We start from the raw sequence: 17,144 nt of genomic DNA, 5'->3' as shown, positions 1-17,144 counted from the left end.
TCTTCCTACCGAACGAGGCCAATCCGATGTCCGCCTATGTCATCGACGCCGCCGAGCGTCCTTCCGTCGAAGTCGAACAGTCGTCCGCGCGCTTTCCGGTGCGCCGCGTCTTCTGCGTCGGCCGCAACTACGCCGACCACGCCCGCGAAATGGGCGCCGACCCCGACCGCGAACCGCCGTTCTTCTTCACGAAGCCGGCCGACGCGATCGTCCCGGCCAGCGGCACGGTCGCCTATCCGCCGCTGACGAACGACCTCCACCATGAAATCGAGCTGGTCGTCGCGATCGGCAAGGACGGCCGGTCGATCGACCCGGCCGACGCGCTGTCGCACGTGTGGGGCTACGGCGTCGGCGTCGACCTCACGCGCCGCGACCTGCAGGCCGAAGCGAAGAAGCTGAGCCGGCCGTGGGACTGGGCGAAGGGTTTCGACGCATCGGGCCCGGTGACCGCGCTGCGCGCGGCGACGGCCACCGGCCACCCGGCGACTGGCCGCATCTGGCTCGCGGTCAACGGCGACACGCGCCAGCAAGGCGACCTCGCCGACATGATCTGGCCCGTGCCCGACGTCATCGCGTACGTGTCGCGCTCGGTCGAGCTGAAGGCCGGCGACCTGATCTTCACCGGCACGCCGGCCGGCGTCGGCGCGCTGCAGCCGGGCGATCGCGTGACGGGCGGCGTCGACGGCATCGCGACGTTCGAATTCGTGGTCGGCGCGAAGCCGTAACGCGACATGCGCGGCGGCCGCGTGCCCGGGCCGCCGTACGAGATTCTGATGCCGGTCAGTCGTAGCGGCGCAGGAACGCGTCGGCGACGGCGGGCGGATTCAGCGCTTTCGCCGATGCGTTTTCCAGCGCCTCGGCCGCGTCGTCGTCGCTGATCGACACGAACAGCGTGATGGCCGCCCGGTCGTCGCCCGTGCCGAACACGCCGTCGCGATCGAGCAGCCGCAATGCCGCGATCATGTCGACGTGCAGTTGCCGGGAAAATTCGCTGAAGCGCGACTGGACGAACTGCGGGCTCAGCACTTCGTCGGCGAGCCTGCCGCAGATCGCGTTGAACGGCGACGCCTCGGCCGCCGCGTACGCCCATTCGGACACGCCCCACACGAACCACGGATCGTCGTCCGCCACCGCCTGTTGCGCGCGGATTCGGCGCAGCCCTTCGACAGAATTGGCGGCCGGCACCACCGTCATCGCGCCGCTGTCGGTGTACAGCGCAAACGCATAGAAATGCTCGTCCGGGTGCAACGCCCGCAGCGCCCTGAAGGTCGCCCTCGCGGCGTCGGCAATGTCCCGCTGGAAATCAGAAAAGTCGCTCATCGCATCCTCGTCCAGTCGCCCTTCGCGCTCGCCGGGACACGCGGCGCGCGGATCATGCGTCGTCTCCCGGCATGCGGCGGATTGTCGATTGTCCGTCAATCGGCCGCGCGCCGGTACCGGGGCGCACCCGCGCTCACCGCCCGGCGTCCTGCCCGTCGAACGCCCGCACGCACACGGCGGCCGCCAGCGCGATCGCCGCCGACAGCAGCATCATCGCGAGCGGCAGGTAGCCGGCATTGCGCGGGGTCAGCAGCGCGCCTGTCAGCGACGACAGCGCGGCGCCGCCGCCGATCGTCATCGCGCCGGCCAGCCCCGACGCGCTGCCTGCCAGCTCCGGGCGCACCGACACCGCGCCCGCATGGGCGCCTGGATTGCTCAGCCCGTTGCCGATGCCGACCAGCACGCACGGACCGAACCATGCGAGCGCGTGCGTCGCGCCGCCGAACACGAGCGCGAGGCCGGTCAGCGGACCCGCACACGCCGCGACCCGCCCGCACAGGATCGTCGTGGCCAGCGCGTAGCGGCGCGCGACCCGCGCGGCCAGCAAGCTGCCGCCCACGAAACCGGCCGTGATCGTCCCCATGTAGAAGCCGATCTCCGCCGGCGCGATGCCGAACAGCGTTTTCGCGGCGAGCGGCGCGCCGGCCAGGAAGGCATAGAACGTGCCCGTCGAAAACGCCATGCACAGCGCATAGGCCCAGAAACGGCGCGCACGCAGCAGCGCCGGATACGCACGAAGCTGCTGCGCGAAGCTCGACGGCCGGCGCGTATGGGTTTCGACGAGATCGAACGCGCACCAGCCGAACAGCGCACTGCCGACGGCGCCGAGCAGCCAGAAGCTCGCGCGCCACCCGACCGTCTGATCGAGCACGCCGCCGAGCGTCGGGCCGAGCATCGGCGCGAACGCGGCGGCCATCGCCGCATAGCCGATCCGGCTCGCCGCGCGCGCCCCGCCGCCGGTATCGCGGATCGCCGCCATCGACACCGGATAGACCGACGTGATCGCCGCCTGCATCATCCGACAGCCGAGAAATACGCGAATATCGGTCGCCATCGCGCAGCCGAGCGAACCGAGCGCGAATATCGCGACGCTCGTCAGCACGATCGGCCGCCGCCCGAACCGGTCGGACAGCGGCCCCGTCACGCATTCGAGCGACGCGGCCACCGCCGCATAACCACCGAGCGACAGCGCGACGAGCGCATAGTCGGTGTGCAGGTCGCGCACGATCGCCGGCAGCGACGGCAGGAACAGGCTCAGCGGCAGCACCGACAACGCGCACAACAGGATCAACGTTGCGTGTCGCGGCGACGCTGGATCGGAAGCGGTCGACAGGTTCGATGACAAGCGGATGCCCTCCCGCGCACGGGCCGCACGGCCGTGCGCAACACAAAAAAAGCCCCCGAACGAGTCGGGGGCGCATGGGTGCCGGCGCGGTGCCGCTACCGGACCCTGCGCCTGTGGACTACTACGATGAAGCAAGCCGTTTTCATGCCGAGTGGCTCCTGAATGCGTGGCGGACCGCCAGCGATACCGGACGATGTTAGGCGGACGCTAGCAGCCGCGTCAACGCCCTACCGCACGCGCACCGACACGAACTTCCGCGCGTTGTTGCGCTGGATCAGCACGGCGATCACGCTGCCGCCGCTCGCTTCGAGCGTCTGCACGTCGTCCGGCGTCTCCAGCAGCGTGTCGTTGAGTTCCAGCACGACGTCGCCGGGCAGGATGCCGGCGCGCGCGGCCGGGCCGTGCACCGCGTCCACCATCATCCCGACCGCGAGCCCCGTCGACCGACGCTCGGCGTCGCTCAGCGCGTGCATCGTCAGCCCGAGGCGATCGCCGCGGTCACCGCTGGCACCGCCGTCGCCGGGCTCGCCGGGTCCCGGCCCCGGCCGTCCAGCGGACTTAGGTGCGGCCATGCCGACCGTGGCGGCCGCGCTCATGCCCGCGTCGTCGGCGCCGGTGATCGTCAGCTTCACCGGCGCACGGTTGCGGATCACGCGCAGCGGCGCCTTCGCGCCGGGCGGCAGCGCGGCGGCCAGGTCGTCCAGTTCGGCCGAGCGACCGATGGTCTTGTCGCCCATCTTCACGATCACGTCGCCGGGCTTGAGGCCGGCCGCGGCGGCCGGCGAGCCGGGCGCGACGCCATTGACGAGCGCGCCTGCCGGACGCGGCAGCCCGAACGCCGCGGCCAGCCCGACGCCGACGTCCTGCACGTCCGCGCCGAACGCATTGCCCGACGGCGTGCCCGGCGCAGGCGCCTGGGCCTGCTGCGCCTGCTGTTGCGTCTGCATCTGCGCCTGCTGTTGCGCGCGCAACTGGGCGCGCATCCTTGCCGCGAATGCGATCGGGATGGCGAACGTCGTGCTTGCGTAGCGATCGGTGCCCGTATAGACCTGCACCGCGATGCCGATCACGTCGCCCGCGCGATTGAACACGGGGCCGCCCGAGTTGTCCGGGTTCGGTGCGATGTCGGTCTCGAAGAACGAAAACGCGCTGCCGTCCGGCAAGCGGCGGGACGTCGCGCTGACGATGCCGGCCGTGACCGTGTTGCCCGATCCGTCCGGCGCGCCGATCGTCATCACCGGTTCGCCCGCGCGGACCTTCGACGAATCGCCGACGCGCACGAACGGCAGCTTGGTCGCGTCGACGCGCAGCACGGCGACATCGCTTTGCGGATCGACGGCCAGCACCGTCCCCTTGAATTCGCGGCGGTCGGTGAGCCGCACCGTCACGTCGGTCGCCTCGTCGACCACGTGGGCGGACGTGAGGATCAGGCCGTCGGCGCTGACGATGAAACCCGAGCCGCTGCCGGACACCGCACGCGGCGGCGTATCGGGCGCCGGCGCCGCCGGTGCGGGCGGCGCCGCACCGTGCCGGAAGAACGCGGCGAGCGGATCGTCGGGATCGAGGGCGGCAAAGGCCGGCCCGCCGGTTTGCGGATCGGGTGTGGCGGCCACGATGGTCACGACCGCCGGGCCGTAGCGCTCGACGATCGCCGGGAAATCGACCGGCATCGCGTAAGGCGCGGCGGGCGGCCGCACCTTCATCGCCGGTGGTGCGGCGTGCGGTGCGAGGGTGCCGGCAACGGCGGCGGGCGGCGGCCAACATCCGGCAAACACGCCCCCGATCAACGCGGTGCGAAGCACGGCGCGAGCAAGCGTCTGGCAAACCACGGTGCCACCTCCCCCGGCAGCCGCGACGCTACCCTGCGCGAGACGCGCAGGCGCCCGACAAGCACCGGTACACCCCACCATTTATAGCGCACGCGCCGGTTGGAACACACGAATCGAAACCCGTATGCCGGGAGGCGCCGTGGCGGCGGAACCGCGACGGCGTTCGTTTCGAACAAAGCGCGCGGTTCGTCAATCCGAATATCCACCACGCAGCGGTGCGCGTGTCGGCGTCAGCGTGACGGTCTGCGGGCAATCATCAGCTGTCGCGCATCACAGACAGACAGCATGCAAACCGCGGATGGCCGGTCAGCGGTCCGCATCCGTCGACGCGCCGGCACCCGCTCCGTTCAGTGGCACGACAATACCGCCACCCCGCCGACGCCTTGCGTGTTCGGCAACGCAGCCGTGTAACCGACGGCGACCAGCGGCTGGGCCGCGTCATGTCCGACAACGATCGATTGAATCGTTGCGGGCCCGGTGGTCTTCAACACACCGTTCAACGGCACCTGCATATATGTCAGCCCGTGTTGCGCACTTCCGAGCTGGATCGACAGGTTCAGCGTGGTGAGCATGCGCGTGACCGGATCCAGCATGGCCGAAGCCGAAACGAGCGTCCCGTCCGCGCCGCCGTTGTTGCTCGCCACCGTGTCGGAGATTACCTGCGTACACGAAAGCGGAGCGCCCGTGGCGGGCAACGACAGCGGCGTGCCGACTGCGTAGTGCACGCCCTGCGCATCGGTATAGGTATTGCCGTCGGTGTCCATCGCGCGATTCCACCGGCCGATCGCCACATCGGTGCCGACGCCCTGGATCTCGGTCACGGCCCCGTGGTCGAGGCCGAGGCAGTCGGTCGCCGCCGCCGACGACGCCAGCGTCGTAAACGCGCCGCTTCCCTGCTGAACCAGGCTCGTCGCCGGCACATTGACCGCCGTCATGTTGCGGTTCTTCGCCCACTCGCTCGGCAAATTCGGCACCACGAGCACCGCCAGTTGGCCGTTGTTCGCCGCAACCGGCGACGCCGCGCCCGAATAGCTGAAGCGGCCGTTCGGTCGGCAGGCCGTGGGCGCGGACGGCTGGGTAGGCGCGCCCGGCGCCGGCGTGGCGGGCGGCGTGACCGTCGGCGTTCCCGCCGTATCGTTGTTCGATGCGTTGCTGCCCGTTTTGGCCGCGCCACCGTCATCGCCGCCGCCACACGCCGCCAGCATCAACACCGTACTCGCCAGACCCACCAGACAGACTTGCTTGCCCCGCATGCTTTACCTCGTTTTCTCGTTGTAGAAACCATCATGACGCGCGCTCAGTTCGCGCCGTTGTCGTTTGCCGTACGCGCTGGCGCCATTCGCAGCGCATCCACCGACTTGACCAGCCCCCATGCGCCGACGCCGCCCAACGCGAGCGCGCCGAACCACCAGGACGTCGGCCAGATCTCGAGCAAGCTCTCCCGGGTGAGGACGAACGGCGATTTCAGTGCGACGATGACCACCGCGGTGTTGTAGCAGGCGTGAATCAACATTCCCGGCAACAACGATCGGGTAGCCGCATAGAGCTTTCCGATCAACAAACCGAGTCCGAATGCGAGCGCGAACTGATACACATTCAAGTGTGCGAGACCGAACACGGCGGCCGAATGCGCGATAGCCGTTCCCTCCGGGTACTGTCGCAAGAAGCTGCGCAGCATCACGCCGCGAAACAACATCTCTTCGAGTAGCGGCGCAATCAGGCAGGTCAATACGATCAGGCCGAGTCCGCCATTCGCATAAACCTCGCCGGCGTCCTCCCGGCTTCCGCTCCACGGGAAAAACTGCCCGATGCCGACTTCAAGCACGCTCATCGCCACGAGCAATGCCGGTGTGATCAGCAAAACGGGCACGAGAAATCGCCTGATCGTCGTTCGCCAGGAATCCACGCTGTCGTGCAGCAGGCTACGGTAGGTCAATTTGCTGTGATGAAGCAGCACCGTAAATAAGAGCCCGTTCGCGAGCACCCTTCCGATGCTGGCGATCGCCATCGTCTGAAGCCCTGCGCTGCGGCCGAGCGACCAGATAATCGAGTTCGTCAAATACTCGACCAGGTTCAGCACGACGACGATAAAAAATGCTTCCAGCAGATTCGGGAAGCAATAGTGGCTTGAATCGGATTTCATCTGGCTCGGTTCGATTTCGCAGACGGCACACGCGGTGATTGCGCGCTCGGATGCCTGCGGCCGATCTCATCGGATCGGCATTTTTATTTATGGGAGCACATGGCCGATGCGACGCATCGCGACTTGCGCCGGCCTTCGTCCTCCACTATCCATTCATCGTGAAAAAGTAACCGCTTGTCACGGGGCAGAATCGTCGCTCATGGCATGTGTCGTGGCAAGCGCCATTGACCATTCCTTACGATCGAAAAAGCAAGACTTTCGATTCACGTCGCGTGTTCAGGAAACTTCAATATCGGGATATCGGCCGATTTTTTAAAATATTGAATGTTTTGCCGACGGCGCAGCCTTTCGGTGTTTTAAAGCACCGGTTACTTGACGCACCAGTAACGCGCCGCGAATTCCTTGTTGATTGTCACCGAGACCGTCCCGTAAGCGCCGCGCGGCGGTTTGCCGTCGGTGCAGGCGGCGCTGTCCGATACCTCGTACGTGATATTGCCGCGCTTGAACGACCAGTCGGTGCTCACGCACGGATCCGTTCCGCCCGTGGTTTCCGTGCCGCCGCGCACGTCGACGTCCGGCTTCCCGTCGACCGGATGCGGCTTGTTCCATGCGCGGTAGCGCAATGCGCGATCCGCCGCGTGGTCGATCACGATGTGATGCTTGTCGGTATCGCAGATGAAGCCGTCGTGCGTCGGTTGCGCGTGAGCGGCGACGGTCGCCCACGACGTGCAGGCAATGACAGCGAACAGCAGGGATGGGCGGAGCGTCATCACGATCGGGCAGCAAGCAGTTGAAATCGCGAAACCATACCATCACGCGCCACCCGCGCCCACCCGCTCCGCGATCGCCGACACCATCCGCAACATCGGCTCGAACGCGTCGGCCGACGTATTGCCGAAACCGAGCACGAGTCCGTTGCCGGCCCGCGCCGCATCGATCGCGAAACCCGACAGCGGAAACGGCCCGATGCCATGCGCGCGTGCCGCTTCGACGATCGCGCGATCGCGATAACGCGCCGGCAGCCGCAGCGCGAGGTGCAGCCCGCATGGACCGCCTTCGACCTGGTGCGGCACGCTCAGGCTGCTGTCGAGCGCGGCGAGCAGCAAACGCCGCCGGTCGCGATACAGCCGGCGCATCCGCCCGAGATGCCGGCCGTACTCGCCCGTCTCGATGAAATCGGCCAGCGCGAGCTGCACGTGGCGCGTCCCGCCGCGCAGCATCTCCGGCAGCGCCGGCCGCACGGCGGCCAGCAACGTGTCGGGCAGCACGAGAAAGCCGATCCGCAGCGCCGGAAACATCGTCTTGCTGAACGAACCGAGATAGACGACCGGCGAATCGGGCGCGAGCCCCTCCATCGCGCCGATCGGCTCGCCGGTGTGACGGAATTCGCTGTCGTAGTCGTCCTCGATGATCCACGCGCGATGGCGGCGCGCCGCATCGATCAGCGCGAGCCGGCGCGAGATCGACAGCACGGCGCCGGTCGGGAACTGGTTCGACGGCGTCGTGTAGACGAGGCGCGGCGGTCGCTCGCGCCAGTCGTCCGGTTCCGCGCGCAGCCCTTCCGCGTCGACCGGCATCGGCACAACGTCGAGGTCCGCCGCCTGCATCGCGGTGCGCGCGCCGCGATAGCCGGGCTCCTCGACCCACACCGTATCGCCCGGATTCGTCAGCAACTGCGCGCACAGCGCGATCGCGCCCTGCGCGCCCTCGGTGATCACGATTTGCTCCGGGTCGCAGCGCACGCCGCGCGTGACGGCCAGATGGCGCGCGATCGATTCGCGCAACGCGGGCTCGCCGAGCGGATCGCCGTACGCCAGCAGGTCGCGGCCGGCGCGGCGCAACGCACGGTCGATCGCATGCCGCCACGCGTCCACCGGGAAATGCGACAGCGCGGGCACGCCCGGCCGGAAACCCTCCGATTCGCCGGTGCCGACGAGGCTCGGGCGAATCCGGCCGAGCCGCTGCGCGACGGCCGGCGGCGCCGCACGCCGGCGCGGCGGCGCCGGCCGCGACAGCCCGACAACCCGCGTGCCACGACGATCCGACTGCAGGAAGCCTTCGGCGACGAGCTGCTCGTACACGGCGGCCGTCGTATTGCGCGACACGCCGAGCGTTTCGGCCAGCGCGCGCGTGCCGGGCAGCCGCGTGCCGGCCGGCATCGCGCCGCCGAGAATCGCGTCGCGCACGCGGCGCAGCAACTGGCGCTGCAGCGAAGGCGCGCCGGGCGCGCGCGCCAGCGGCGCATCGAGCGGCAGCAACGGCGCGTCGGCGGAAGGAAAGGCAGTCGTCATCGGAACATTGCAGCGTGAAAGGTGGGAACGGGACGGATGGGCGGTGGCGCACCGGTAAGCGCTCATACGCCTGACGGCCACCGCTCGTGGCACCATAAATTTGCCATACTCTGGCGCTTCTCATGGTACCTCGCCGGGACTACGATCGTCTGCATGCCGGCATGTCGCCGGCCGACAACCGAAGCGAGATCGACCTTGCCCACGCTCACCAACGCTTTCCAGCAGCCCATCGGCCACCCCGTTCCCGACTGGTCCGCGCGTCCGCGCCCCGAGCGCATCGCGCTCGAAGGCCGTTACTGCCGACTCGAACCGCTCGACGCCGAGCGCCACGCGGCCGACCTGTACGCCGCCTACGCGCAAGCGCCCGACGGCAGCGACTGGACCTATCTCGCGCACGGCCCGTACGCCGACGCGTCCAGCTACCGCGACTACGCGCGCGGCGCGCAGGCGAGCGCCGATCCGCTCCACTACACGGTGATCGATCGCGCCACGGGCCGCGCGGTCGGCACGCTCGCGCTGATGCGCATCGATCCGGCCAACGGCGTGATCGAGGTCGGCTCCGTCACGTTCTCGCCACTGCTCAAGCGCACGCCGGTGTCGACGGAAGCGCAGTTCCTGCTGATGAAGTATGCGTTCGACACGCTCGGCTACCGGCGCTACGAATGGAAGTGCGACGACCTGAACGCGCCGTCGCGCAAGGCGGCTGCGCGCCTCGGCTTCCGCTACGAAGGCACGTTCCGGCAGGCGATCGTCTACCGCGGCCGCAATCGCGACACCGCGTGGTTCTCGATCATCGACGGCGAATGGCCGGACGTCCGCGCCGCGTTCGACGCGTGGCTCGCCCCGGATAACTTCGACGCCGAAGGCAACCAGCGCCAGTCGCTCACCGCGATCCGCCACGCGCAAGCCGCCGCGCGCGATGCGGCCAGCCGCGCAAACGACGCCACGCGCGTCACGGTGCGCCCGCTCGTCGCCGCCGACGAAGCCGCGTGGCGTCCGCTGTGGCAGGGTTACCAGACGTTCTATGACACCGCGCTGAGCGGCGCGGTGTTCGCGACGACCTGGGCGCGCCTGATGGACCCGGCCGAGCCGATGTTCGGGCTCGGCGCGTTCGACGCGTCCGGTGCGATGGTCGGGATCGTGCATGCGATCTACCACCGCTCGTGCTGGACGGAAGGGCCGTACTGCTACCTGCAGGACCTGTACACGGCGCCCGACGCGCGCGGGCAAGGCGCGGGCGGCGCGCTGATCGAGGCCGTGTACGAACGGGCCCGCGAAGCCGGCGCGAACCGCGTGTACTGGCTCACGCACGAAACCAACACGACCGCACGTGCGCTGTACGACAAGCTCGCGAACAACGCCGGGTTCATCCAGTACCGGCACGATCTGAAGAAGTAACGTCGTCGCCCGGACGGCCGATGTTCAGCCATGAATATCGGCCGTCCGGCGTGCGTCGCCGTCCTCCGGCGCGCCATCGCACGCCGAACCGTCCATACCCGACACCGCTGCCGGGTGGATCATCTCGTCGCCATTGGCCGGCACGGGCCGCCGCATCGGCCGGAACACCGGCTCGCCCGGCTCGATCGTCTGCCCCGAGAGCGCGCAGCGACCGGGCTGCAACGCGACGCGCAGGCGCCAGCGCTGCTCGCCGTAATGACAGCGGCCGCTCTCGACCCATCGCACCAGCAGTGCATCGTCGCCCGCCTCCAGTACCGTGACGAACAGTTGCGGGCGCAACGGCGACGCCGCGGCCGTCGCGTGCGCCGGAATCGGCGCGAGCGGATGCGCGACCACGCCGTCGCGCGACGGCGGCGCATCGTCTTCGTCGAGCGTGGACGCGAGCACATCGCACGACCGGTCTTCTTCGCAGATCAGGCTTTCCATGATGTCGAGCATGCTTGACGGATTTCCGTGCAGGTGGACCGACGCAGGCGCAGCACTCAGCGCCGGCCCATCGGTTCGCGCCGCAGGAACAGACCGATCGCCGCGCCGGCAGCCGCGCGACGGCGGCATGGCGGCATCGGCCGCGACCGGCGCTTCGGTCATCGTCACCGGCATCGAAGCGGCAGCGTGCAACGGGATGCCTGACGCGAGCGCAATCGGACTGCCGCACATGATACAAATTGAAGTTAACTTCAAGTAAAGGGGTAGCGTGCGCAACGATCCGTTTCGGCGATGACGACAATGGCCGGCGCGACGCCCGACGGCGTCCTGATTTAAGCTGTTGGCCTCGCCCCCGACAACGCTGCGCACCTACGCATGCCGACCGCCTCCCCCGCCCCGGCCACGCTGTTTCCGCTCGACGAGGCCTGGTCCGCCTTCCCGCGCCGCAAGGCGGCCGTACGCGCGTTCATCGCCGGATACTGCGCCGCGCGCGACCGGCGCGATGCGCCGCTGCACGACGGCCCGGACGGCCATGTCGTGCAGTTCGACGACGCGATGGGCCGGCCGTTCGAGTATTTCATGATCGAGGGTGCGCCCGTCGCCGGCGCCGGCCCGTTTGCCGTCGGCGCATGGATCACGCGCTACGGCGCGGCCCCGCTGCCGCCCGCGCTGCACGGCAGGACGCGCCGGCTGACCGACGAGCACTTCATGGCCGCCGATATCGACGGGCTGTCCGGCGACGACGCGCTCGCGCGAGCACTCGCCTGCGACACGCCGGACGCCATCGCTGCGTTCAACGCCAGCGGCGTCTTCCCGCCGTTCCAGCCGAATCCGGCCGCGGTACTGTTCGCGCACCGCATCGACGGCCAGATCGCGGCCACCGCGCGCTATGGTTTCGCGTCGCCGCGCGATATCGTCGTCGACCGCGTCGGGACGGCGGACGCATACCGGCGTCGCGGCCTGGCGACGCAGCTGCTCGCCGCGATCGTCGCGCACGCGCGGCACCGCGGCGCGCGGCGCGTATGGCTCATCTCGACCGAAGCCGGCCAGCCGCTGTACCGCGCTGCGGGATTCACGGCGCTCGCGACGGTTGCCGTCGACGAAGTGCTCGCCTGACTGCGGATCGAGCAACGCTGCCCGTGGCGGTTCGTCTCGCGATTCGTCTCATTGCGCTGAGACGAACGTCCCGGCGTCTCACTCGACTCGCCGCTTCGCTATCGCAGCAAATTCGACCCGCCATTTCTTCCGAACCTTTGCCGGACGGCGAAAAGCGACATGGTGCAGTGCGCGTACCGCGCATCTTCCGACTGCCACGCACAGCCCCGATTCACGCTGGCCCCGTTCCTGCATACCGGTCGATCGCGCAATCGCGCGACGGGCGCACCGGCAGCGTTGCCGCACGCCCGACGACAACCTGACGGAGACAGCAACGTGAGTACACCGGCATCGATCACCCCGCCCAGCATGAAAGCCGCCGTCTGGCATGGCCGCCACGACATCCGCGTCGAACAGGTTCCCGTTCCGGAGCGCCCGCCCGCAGGCTGGGTCACGATCCGCGTGCACTGGTGCGGCATCTGCGGCTCCGACCTGCACGAATACGTCGCCGGGCCGGTGTTCATCCCGGTCGACGCGCCGCATCCGCTGACCGGCCTGAAAGGCCAGTGCATCCTCGGCCACGAGTTCAGCGGCGAGATCGCCGAACTCGGTGCGGGCGTGTCGGGCTTCGCGGTCGGCGACCGCGTGACGGCCGACGCGTGCCAGCATTGCGGCACCTGCTGGTACTGTCGGCACGGGCTGTACAACATCTGCGAGAACCTCGCGTTCACCGGGCTGATGAACAACGGCGCGTTCGCCGAATACGTGAACGTGCCGGCCGAACTGCTGTACAAGCTCCCCGATAATTTCCCGACCGAGGCCGGCGCGCTGATCGAACCGCTCGCGGTCGGGCTGCATGCGGTGAAGAAAGCCGGCAACATCGTCGGGCAGACCGTCGTCGTGGTCGGCGCGGGCACGATCGGCCTGTGCACGATCATGTGCGCGAAGGCCGCGGGCGCGGGGCGCGTGATCGCGCTGGAGATGTCGGCCGCGCGCAAGCAGAAGGCGCTGGAGGTCGGCGCGAGCGTCGTGATCGATCCGAAGACGTCCGACGCGATCGCGGAAGTCAGGGCACTGACGGGCGGCTACGGCGCCGACGTGTCGTTCGAGTGCATCGGCCACACGGCCACCGCGAAGCTCGCGATCGACGTGATCCGCAAGGCCGGCAAGTCGGTGATGGTCGGCATCTTCGAGGAACCGGCGCCGTTCAACTTCTTCGACATCGTGTCGACCGAGAAGGAAGTGATCGGCTCGCTCGCGTACAACGGCGAATTCGCGGACGTGATCCGCTTCATCGCGGACGGCCGCATCGACGTGCAGCCGCTGATCACCGGACGCATCGCGCTCGGCGACATCGTCACGCGCGGCTTCGAGGAACTGGTCAACCACAAGGACCGCAACGTGAAGATCATCGTCCAGCCGGCCGTCTCCTGACCGCACGGCCTGCGCGGCCGCGGCATCGATTCACGCCGCGCCGCGCAGGCTCGCGTACCGCCAATGCATCCCGATCGACGACGTGCCGCGACACGACACCACGGAGCGATCGTGCAGGACGCCCCCGGCCCTGCTGCCGCGTGCGCCGATCAATCCGGCGGATCGCCGTCGCGGCAGGCGACACCGCAACCGCGCACGATTCTTCGATATACTGGGCCGAACCCTTTTCGGGGCAACAAGGGCAACGGCGCCTTTCGCGCGTCCGCCCCGACCTGCGTGGACTAGCGCACAGTGAAACCGCGAGCCGGACTGATTCTCGAACTCTTCGTCAACCTCGTGCTGCCCTGGGTGGCCTATCGGGTCGCGCATCCGTATTTCGGCGAAACCGGCGCGCTGTACGCGTCGGCGGTTCCGCCAATCGTCTGGTCGATCGTCGAATTCATCCGCTCGCGCCGTGTCGACGCGGTGGCGGCCATCGTGCTGCTCGGCATCACGCTGTCGATCGTCGGGATGGCGTTCGGCGGCAGCCCGCGCACGCTGCTGATGCGCGAATCGATCGGGTCGGGCACGATCGGCATCGTGTTCCTGCTGTCGCTGTTCCGCGAACGCCCGCTGATCTACTATCTGGCCCGCGCCACCGTGGCCCGCGAGATGGACGGCGGCGCCGCACACTTCGAAGCCGTCTGGGACGCGCAGCCGGGCCTGCGGCAGATGCTGCGGCTGATGACGTTCGTGTGGGGCGCCATCATGACGATCGAGATGCTGCTGCGCTGGTGGATGGTCGTCAACTGGCCGGTCGAGCGCGTGCTCGTCGTGTCGCCGGTCATGGGCTATACGGTGTTTGCCTGCCTGCTGCTGTGGACGTTCTGGTACCGACGGCGGATGCGCGTGCGCAACAGCGTCGACATCCCCGGCCGCAGCGGCGTCACCGAGACGGCCGGCCGCTGACACGCGGCTGGCCCGTTGCCCGGCGGCATGTCACGGCGCCTGCTGTATGATGCGCGGCGTCTCGTCCGCCGATCCGTTTCCCGTCATGTCCCTTTCGCTCCTTCCTTGTGCCACGATCTGGATCGCCCTGTTCGCGGCCGCGGCATTCGCATGGCATCGCCCGCTGCACGGCCTGAGCATCGGCCTCGCCGCGCTCGGCTATGCGGGCGCGCTGGCGTTCGGCCAGCTTGCGCCGATCACGCTGGCGCCGTTCGCGCTGCTGATCGCGGCCGGCTGGGGCGTGCTGCCCGGGCGCCCGCTCGCGGTGCGCATCGCCGCGCACGTCGTCTTTGCCGCGCTCGCGATCGCGCTGAGCCTGCACCTGATTCCCGGCTTCCATAATCCGCGCGTGATCGGGCCGATCCGCTTCACGCCGGACGCCGTGCCGTTCACGATGTACCTGAATTTCGACAAGCCGCTCGTCGGCCTGTGGCTGCTGTGGATGCTGCCGTGGGTCGCCCCCGACGTCGCGCTGTCGCGCGCGCTGCGCACCGGCGTCGTGGCGGCCGTCGCGACGGCTGCCGCGTGCCTGGTCGGCGCGCTCGCGTTCGGGATGGTCGGCTGGGCGCCCAAATGGCCGCCGTCCGGCTGGCTGTGGCTCGCGAACAACCTGTTGCTGGTGACGCTCGCCGAGGAAGCGCTGTTCCGCGGCTACGTGCAAGGCGGGCTGACCCGCGTGCTCCGCGCCTGGTCATGGGGCCCGTGGGTCGCGCTCGCGGCCGGCGCGGTGCTGTTCGGCGCCGCGCATGCGGCCGGCGGCTGGCCATGGATCGTGCTGGGCACGGTGGCCGGCGTCGGCTACGGGCTCGCGTGGCGGCGCGGCGGCCTGCTCGCCGCCGCGCTCGCGCATGCGGGGCTGAACGTCGTGCACTTCGGCCTGTTCACCTATCCAATGCTCGCTACCGCGCGGTGATCGCGGCGACGGCGCCGACGCCTGTGTCGCCCGCGCCGCCGCTCAATTGAACCCGGCCACCGCGTGCGGCACGTACGGGCATTCGAGCGTGGCGATCTCGTCGTCGGTCAGCTTCAGCGCGAGCGCGCCGAGCGCATCGTCCAGTTGCCGCGGCTTCGAAATGCCGACGATCGGCGCGGTCACGCCGCGCTTTTGCGCGACCCACGCGAGCGCGACCTGCGCCCGCGGCACGTTGCGCGCGGCGGCGATCGCCGCGACGGCCTCGACGACCGCCTTGTCGGCGTCGGCCGTCGCGTCGTACAGCCGCTGGCCAACGTCGTCCTTCTGCTGCCGTTCCGACGACTCGTCCCAGTTGCGCGTCAGGCGCCCGCGTGCGAGCGGGCTCCACGGGATCACCGCGATGCGTTCGTCCTCGCACAGCGGCAGCATTTCGCGCTCTTCCTCGCGATACAGCAGGTTCAGGTGGTTCTGCATGCTGACGAAGCGGGTCCAGCCGTTCTGCTTGGACGTGTGCAACGCCTTAGCGAACTGCCACGCGAACATCGACGACGCGCCGATATAGCGCGCCTTGCCGGCCTTCACGACGTCGTGCAGCGCCTCGAGCGTCTCCTCGATCGGCGTGCCGTAGTCCCAGCGGTGAATCTGGTAGAGGTCGACGTAGTCGGTGCCGAGCCGCTTCAGGCTCTGGTCGATGTCGGTCATGATCGCCTTGCGCGACAGGCCGGCGCCGTTCGGCCCCGGCCGCATCCGGTAGAATACCTTCGTCGCGATCACGACGTCGTCGCGCTTCGTGAAATCGCGCAGCGCGCGGCCGACGATCTCCTCGGACGTCCCGTCCGAATACATGTTCGCGGTGTCGAAGAAGTTGATGCCGGCCTCGACCGCGCGCTGGATGATCGGGCGGCTTTCCGCTTCCGGCAGCGTCCACGGGTGCGTGCCGCGCGACGGCTCGCCGAATGTCATGCAGCCCAGCACCAGCTTCGACACATCCAGCCCGGTCGACCCGAATTTCACGTATTCCATTGCACGCCTCGCCACTCAAGTTGGGGGTTGCGGCCGGATGCGCGCCGCGCATCCGCCAGACGTTGCATGGTATCCCGCATGCCGCGAACGCGTATGACCGCGCGCCGCATGCAGGCTGCGTGAAAGGACGGACCTCGAAGGACGAACCGGAAGGCCCCGGTTACTTGGCCTGGTCGGCGATCGGCTGCAGGAACGCGGAGAAGCCGGTCAGCATGATCTGCACGCCGATGCACAGCAGCAGGAACGCCGACACGCGCTTCGCGACCTTGGTCCCTTCGCTACCGAGGTAGCGCGCGAGCAGCGCGGAGCGGCTGTAGACCTGCCAGATCACGAGCGCGACGAGCACGGACACGGCGATCGACACGATGCTCGACAGCATGAATTCCGACAGCTTGTGCGTGCGGTTCGCGTTCAGCGCGATCGCGGTCGCGATCGAGCCGGGGCCGACCGTCAGCGGCACCGTCAACGGGAAGAACGCGCGCGTCATGATCGCGTTCGCGTCGATCGGCTTGACCGGCGTGTCGCCGCCACCCGGACCGTCCGGTTCGTTCAGCATCTGCCAGCCGGCGACGGCAACCGCGAAGCCGCCGCCGATCCGCAGCGCTTCCATCGAGATCCCGAAGAAATGCAGCACCGGCGTGCCGGCGAAGAACGCGACCATCAGCACGACGAACGCATTGAACGCGACCTTCCGCGCGAGCAGATCCCGTTCGGGCACGGTAAGCGCCTCGGTTCGTTCAAGAAACAGGAACGCGATACCGATCGGATTGATGATGCCGATCAGGCCGGTAAAGCCGAACAGGATCTCGGAGACAAGGCGATTGACGATCATCGTGCGAAGCATCGGTCGGGACGGGGCCGGCAGCGCGCCGGGGGTCAC

At 68.8% G+C, this 17,144-nt stretch carries 16 protein-coding genes; 6 read left to right on the top strand and 10 right to left on the bottom strand.

Annotated elements, in window-relative coordinates; genetic code table 11:
- The first annotated feature begins 26 nt into the window (after positions 1–26).
- Positions 27–725 carry a fumarylacetoacetate hydrolase family protein gene (locus J8I33_RS00745; protein WP_050012751.1) on the top strand — a complete coding sequence of 233 codons (699 nt, stop codon included), beginning with the start codon at positions 27–29 and terminating at the stop codon, positions 723–725.
- 55 nt (positions 726–780) lie between these two features.
- On the opposite strand, the gene J8I33_RS00740 is transcribed toward J8I33_RS00745, so the two are convergent.
- The 7 genes from J8I33_RS00740 to J8I33_RS00710 all read right to left on the bottom strand — a co-directional run bounded on the left by J8I33_RS00740 (position 781) and on the right by J8I33_RS00710 (position 8,928).
- Positions 781–1,320, bottom strand: coding sequence for a DUF4303 domain-containing protein (locus tag J8I33_RS00740; protein WP_050012752.1), 540 nt, complete (start codon positions 1,318–1,320; stop codon positions 781–783).
- Between the two features lie 133 nt (positions 1,321–1,453).
- On the bottom strand, positions 1,454–2,665 hold the full coding sequence (locus J8I33_RS00735; RefSeq protein ID WP_209932603.1) for an MFS transporter: 1,212 nt from the start codon (positions 2,663–2,665) through the stop codon (positions 1,454–1,456).
- A 227-nt stretch (positions 2,666–2,892) separates the two neighbouring features.
- Positions 2,893–4,494 carry a trypsin-like peptidase domain-containing protein gene (locus tag J8I33_RS00730; RefSeq protein WP_209932601.1) on the bottom strand — a complete coding sequence of 534 codons (1,602 nt, stop codon included), beginning with the start codon at positions 4,492–4,494 and terminating at the stop codon, positions 2,893–2,895.
- Between the two features lie 347 nt (positions 4,495–4,841).
- Positions 4,842–5,747: a hypothetical protein gene (locus J8I33_RS00725; protein WP_245170536.1), complete on the bottom strand. Its 906-nt coding sequence runs from the start codon at positions 5,745–5,747 to the stop codon at positions 4,842–4,844.
- A 44-nt stretch (positions 5,748–5,791) separates the two neighbouring features.
- A complete protein-coding gene (locus J8I33_RS00720; protein WP_209929304.1) occupies positions 5,792–6,637 on the bottom strand; it encodes a type II CAAX endopeptidase family protein in 846 nt (281 codons plus the stop codon).
- Positions 6,638–7,005: 368 nt separating this feature from the next.
- A complete protein-coding gene (locus J8I33_RS00715) occupies positions 7,006–7,407 on the bottom strand; it encodes a hypothetical protein (RefSeq protein ID WP_244140539.1) in 402 nt (133 codons plus the stop codon).
- Between the two features lie 42 nt (positions 7,408–7,449).
- Positions 7,450–8,928 carry a PLP-dependent aminotransferase family protein gene (locus J8I33_RS00710; RefSeq protein WP_209932599.1) on the bottom strand — a complete coding sequence of 493 codons (1,479 nt, stop codon included), beginning with the start codon at positions 8,926–8,928 and terminating at the stop codon, positions 7,450–7,452.
- Between the two features lie 195 nt (positions 8,929–9,123).
- Between J8I33_RS00710 and J8I33_RS00705 the strand changes: the two genes are divergently transcribed.
- Complete coding sequence (locus tag J8I33_RS00705) at positions 9,124–10,326, top strand: GNAT family N-acetyltransferase (protein ID WP_209932597.1); 1,203 nt, start codon at positions 9,124–9,126, stop codon at positions 10,324–10,326.
- A gap of 24 nt (positions 10,327–10,350) precedes the next feature.
- On the opposite strand, the gene J8I33_RS00700 is transcribed toward J8I33_RS00705, so the two are convergent.
- Positions 10,351–10,824, bottom strand: coding sequence for a DUF3331 domain-containing protein (locus tag J8I33_RS00700; RefSeq protein WP_209929306.1), 474 nt, complete (start codon positions 10,822–10,824; stop codon positions 10,351–10,353).
- 363 nt (positions 10,825–11,187) lie between these two features.
- Between J8I33_RS00700 and J8I33_RS00695 the strand changes: the two genes are divergently transcribed.
- The 4 genes from J8I33_RS00695 to J8I33_RS00680 all read left to right on the top strand — a co-directional run bounded on the left by J8I33_RS00695 (position 11,188) and on the right by J8I33_RS00680 (position 15,241).
- Positions 11,188–11,928 carry a GNAT family N-acetyltransferase gene (locus tag J8I33_RS00695; protein ID WP_209932595.1) on the top strand — a complete coding sequence of 247 codons (741 nt, stop codon included), beginning with the start codon at positions 11,188–11,190 and terminating at the stop codon, positions 11,926–11,928.
- Between the two features lie 348 nt (positions 11,929–12,276).
- Positions 12,277–13,341, top strand: coding sequence for a 2,3-butanediol dehydrogenase (locus J8I33_RS00690; RefSeq protein WP_124653151.1), 1,065 nt, complete (start codon positions 12,277–12,279; stop codon positions 13,339–13,341).
- A 291-nt stretch (positions 13,342–13,632) separates the two neighbouring features.
- Positions 13,633–14,289: a VC0807 family protein gene (locus J8I33_RS00685; protein ID WP_050012762.1), complete on the top strand. Its 657-nt coding sequence runs from the start codon at positions 13,633–13,635 to the stop codon at positions 14,287–14,289.
- Between the two features lie 85 nt (positions 14,290–14,374).
- Complete coding sequence (locus J8I33_RS00680) at positions 14,375–15,241, top strand: CPBP family intramembrane glutamic endopeptidase (RefSeq protein WP_050012870.1); 867 nt, start codon at positions 14,375–14,377, stop codon at positions 15,239–15,241.
- Between the two features lie 42 nt (positions 15,242–15,283).
- Here the strand turns inward: J8I33_RS00680 and J8I33_RS00675 are convergent, their stop codons facing one another.
- Positions 15,284–16,264 carry an aldo/keto reductase gene (locus J8I33_RS00675; protein WP_209929301.1) on the bottom strand — a complete coding sequence of 327 codons (981 nt, stop codon included), beginning with the start codon at positions 16,262–16,264 and terminating at the stop codon, positions 15,284–15,286.
- A gap of 160 nt (positions 16,265–16,424) precedes the next feature.
- Entirely contained in the window at positions 16,425–17,096 is a 672-nt protein-coding gene (locus J8I33_RS00670; protein WP_209932589.1) for a MarC family protein, read from the bottom strand.
- Positions 17,097–17,144 lie beyond the last annotated feature (48 nt).

Origin of the sequence: Burkholderia sp. AcTa6-5 (genome assembly GCF_017815075.1) — a bacterium.
Classification (GTDB): domain Bacteria; phylum Pseudomonadota; class Gammaproteobacteria; order Burkholderiales; family Burkholderiaceae; genus Burkholderia; species Burkholderia sola.
This window is presented reverse-complemented; position numbering and strand designations above follow the sequence as displayed.

Bases quoted from the DNA above. Each gene is read 5' to 3' on its own strand.
- J8I33_RS00745 (WP_050012751.1), top strand. From the start codon at position 27: ATGTCCGCCTATGTCATCGACGCCGCCGAGCGTCCTTCCGTCGAAGTC.
- J8I33_RS00740 (WP_050012752.1), bottom strand. From the start codon at position 1,320: ATGAGCGACTTTTCTGATTTCCAGCGGGACATTGCCGACGCCGCGAGG.
- J8I33_RS00725 (WP_245170536.1), bottom strand. From the start codon at position 5,747: ATGCGGGGCAAGCAAGTCTGTCTGGTGGGTCTGGCGAGTACGGTGTTG.
- J8I33_RS00720 (WP_209929304.1), bottom strand. From the start codon at position 6,637: ATGAAATCCGATTCAAGCCACTATTGCTTCCCGAATCTGCTGGAAGCA.
- J8I33_RS00715 (WP_244140539.1), bottom strand. From the start codon at position 7,407: ATGACGCTCCGCCCATCCCTGCTGTTCGCTGTCATTGCCTGCACGTCG.
- J8I33_RS00710 (WP_209932599.1), bottom strand. From the start codon at position 8,928: ATGACGACTGCCTTTCCTTCCGCCGACGCGCCGTTGCTGCCGCTCGAT.
- J8I33_RS00700 (WP_209929306.1), bottom strand. From the start codon at position 10,824: ATGCTCGACATCATGGAAAGCCTGATCTGCGAAGAAGACCGGTCGTGC.
- J8I33_RS00695 (WP_209932595.1), top strand. From the start codon at position 11,188: ATGCCGACCGCCTCCCCCGCCCCGGCCACGCTGTTTCCGCTCGACGAG.
- J8I33_RS00690 (WP_124653151.1), top strand. From the start codon at position 12,277: ATGAAAGCCGCCGTCTGGCATGGCCGCCACGACATCCGCGTCGAACAG.
- J8I33_RS00680 (WP_050012870.1), top strand. From the start codon at position 14,375: ATGTCCCTTTCGCTCCTTCCTTGTGCCACGATCTGGATCGCCCTGTTC.
- J8I33_RS00675 (WP_209929301.1), bottom strand. From the start codon at position 16,264: ATGGAATACGTGAAATTCGGGTCGACCGGGCTGGATGTGTCGAAGCTG.
- J8I33_RS00670 (WP_209932589.1), bottom strand. From the start codon at position 17,096: ATGATCGTCAATCGCCTTGTCTCCGAGATCCTGTTCGGCTTTACCGGC.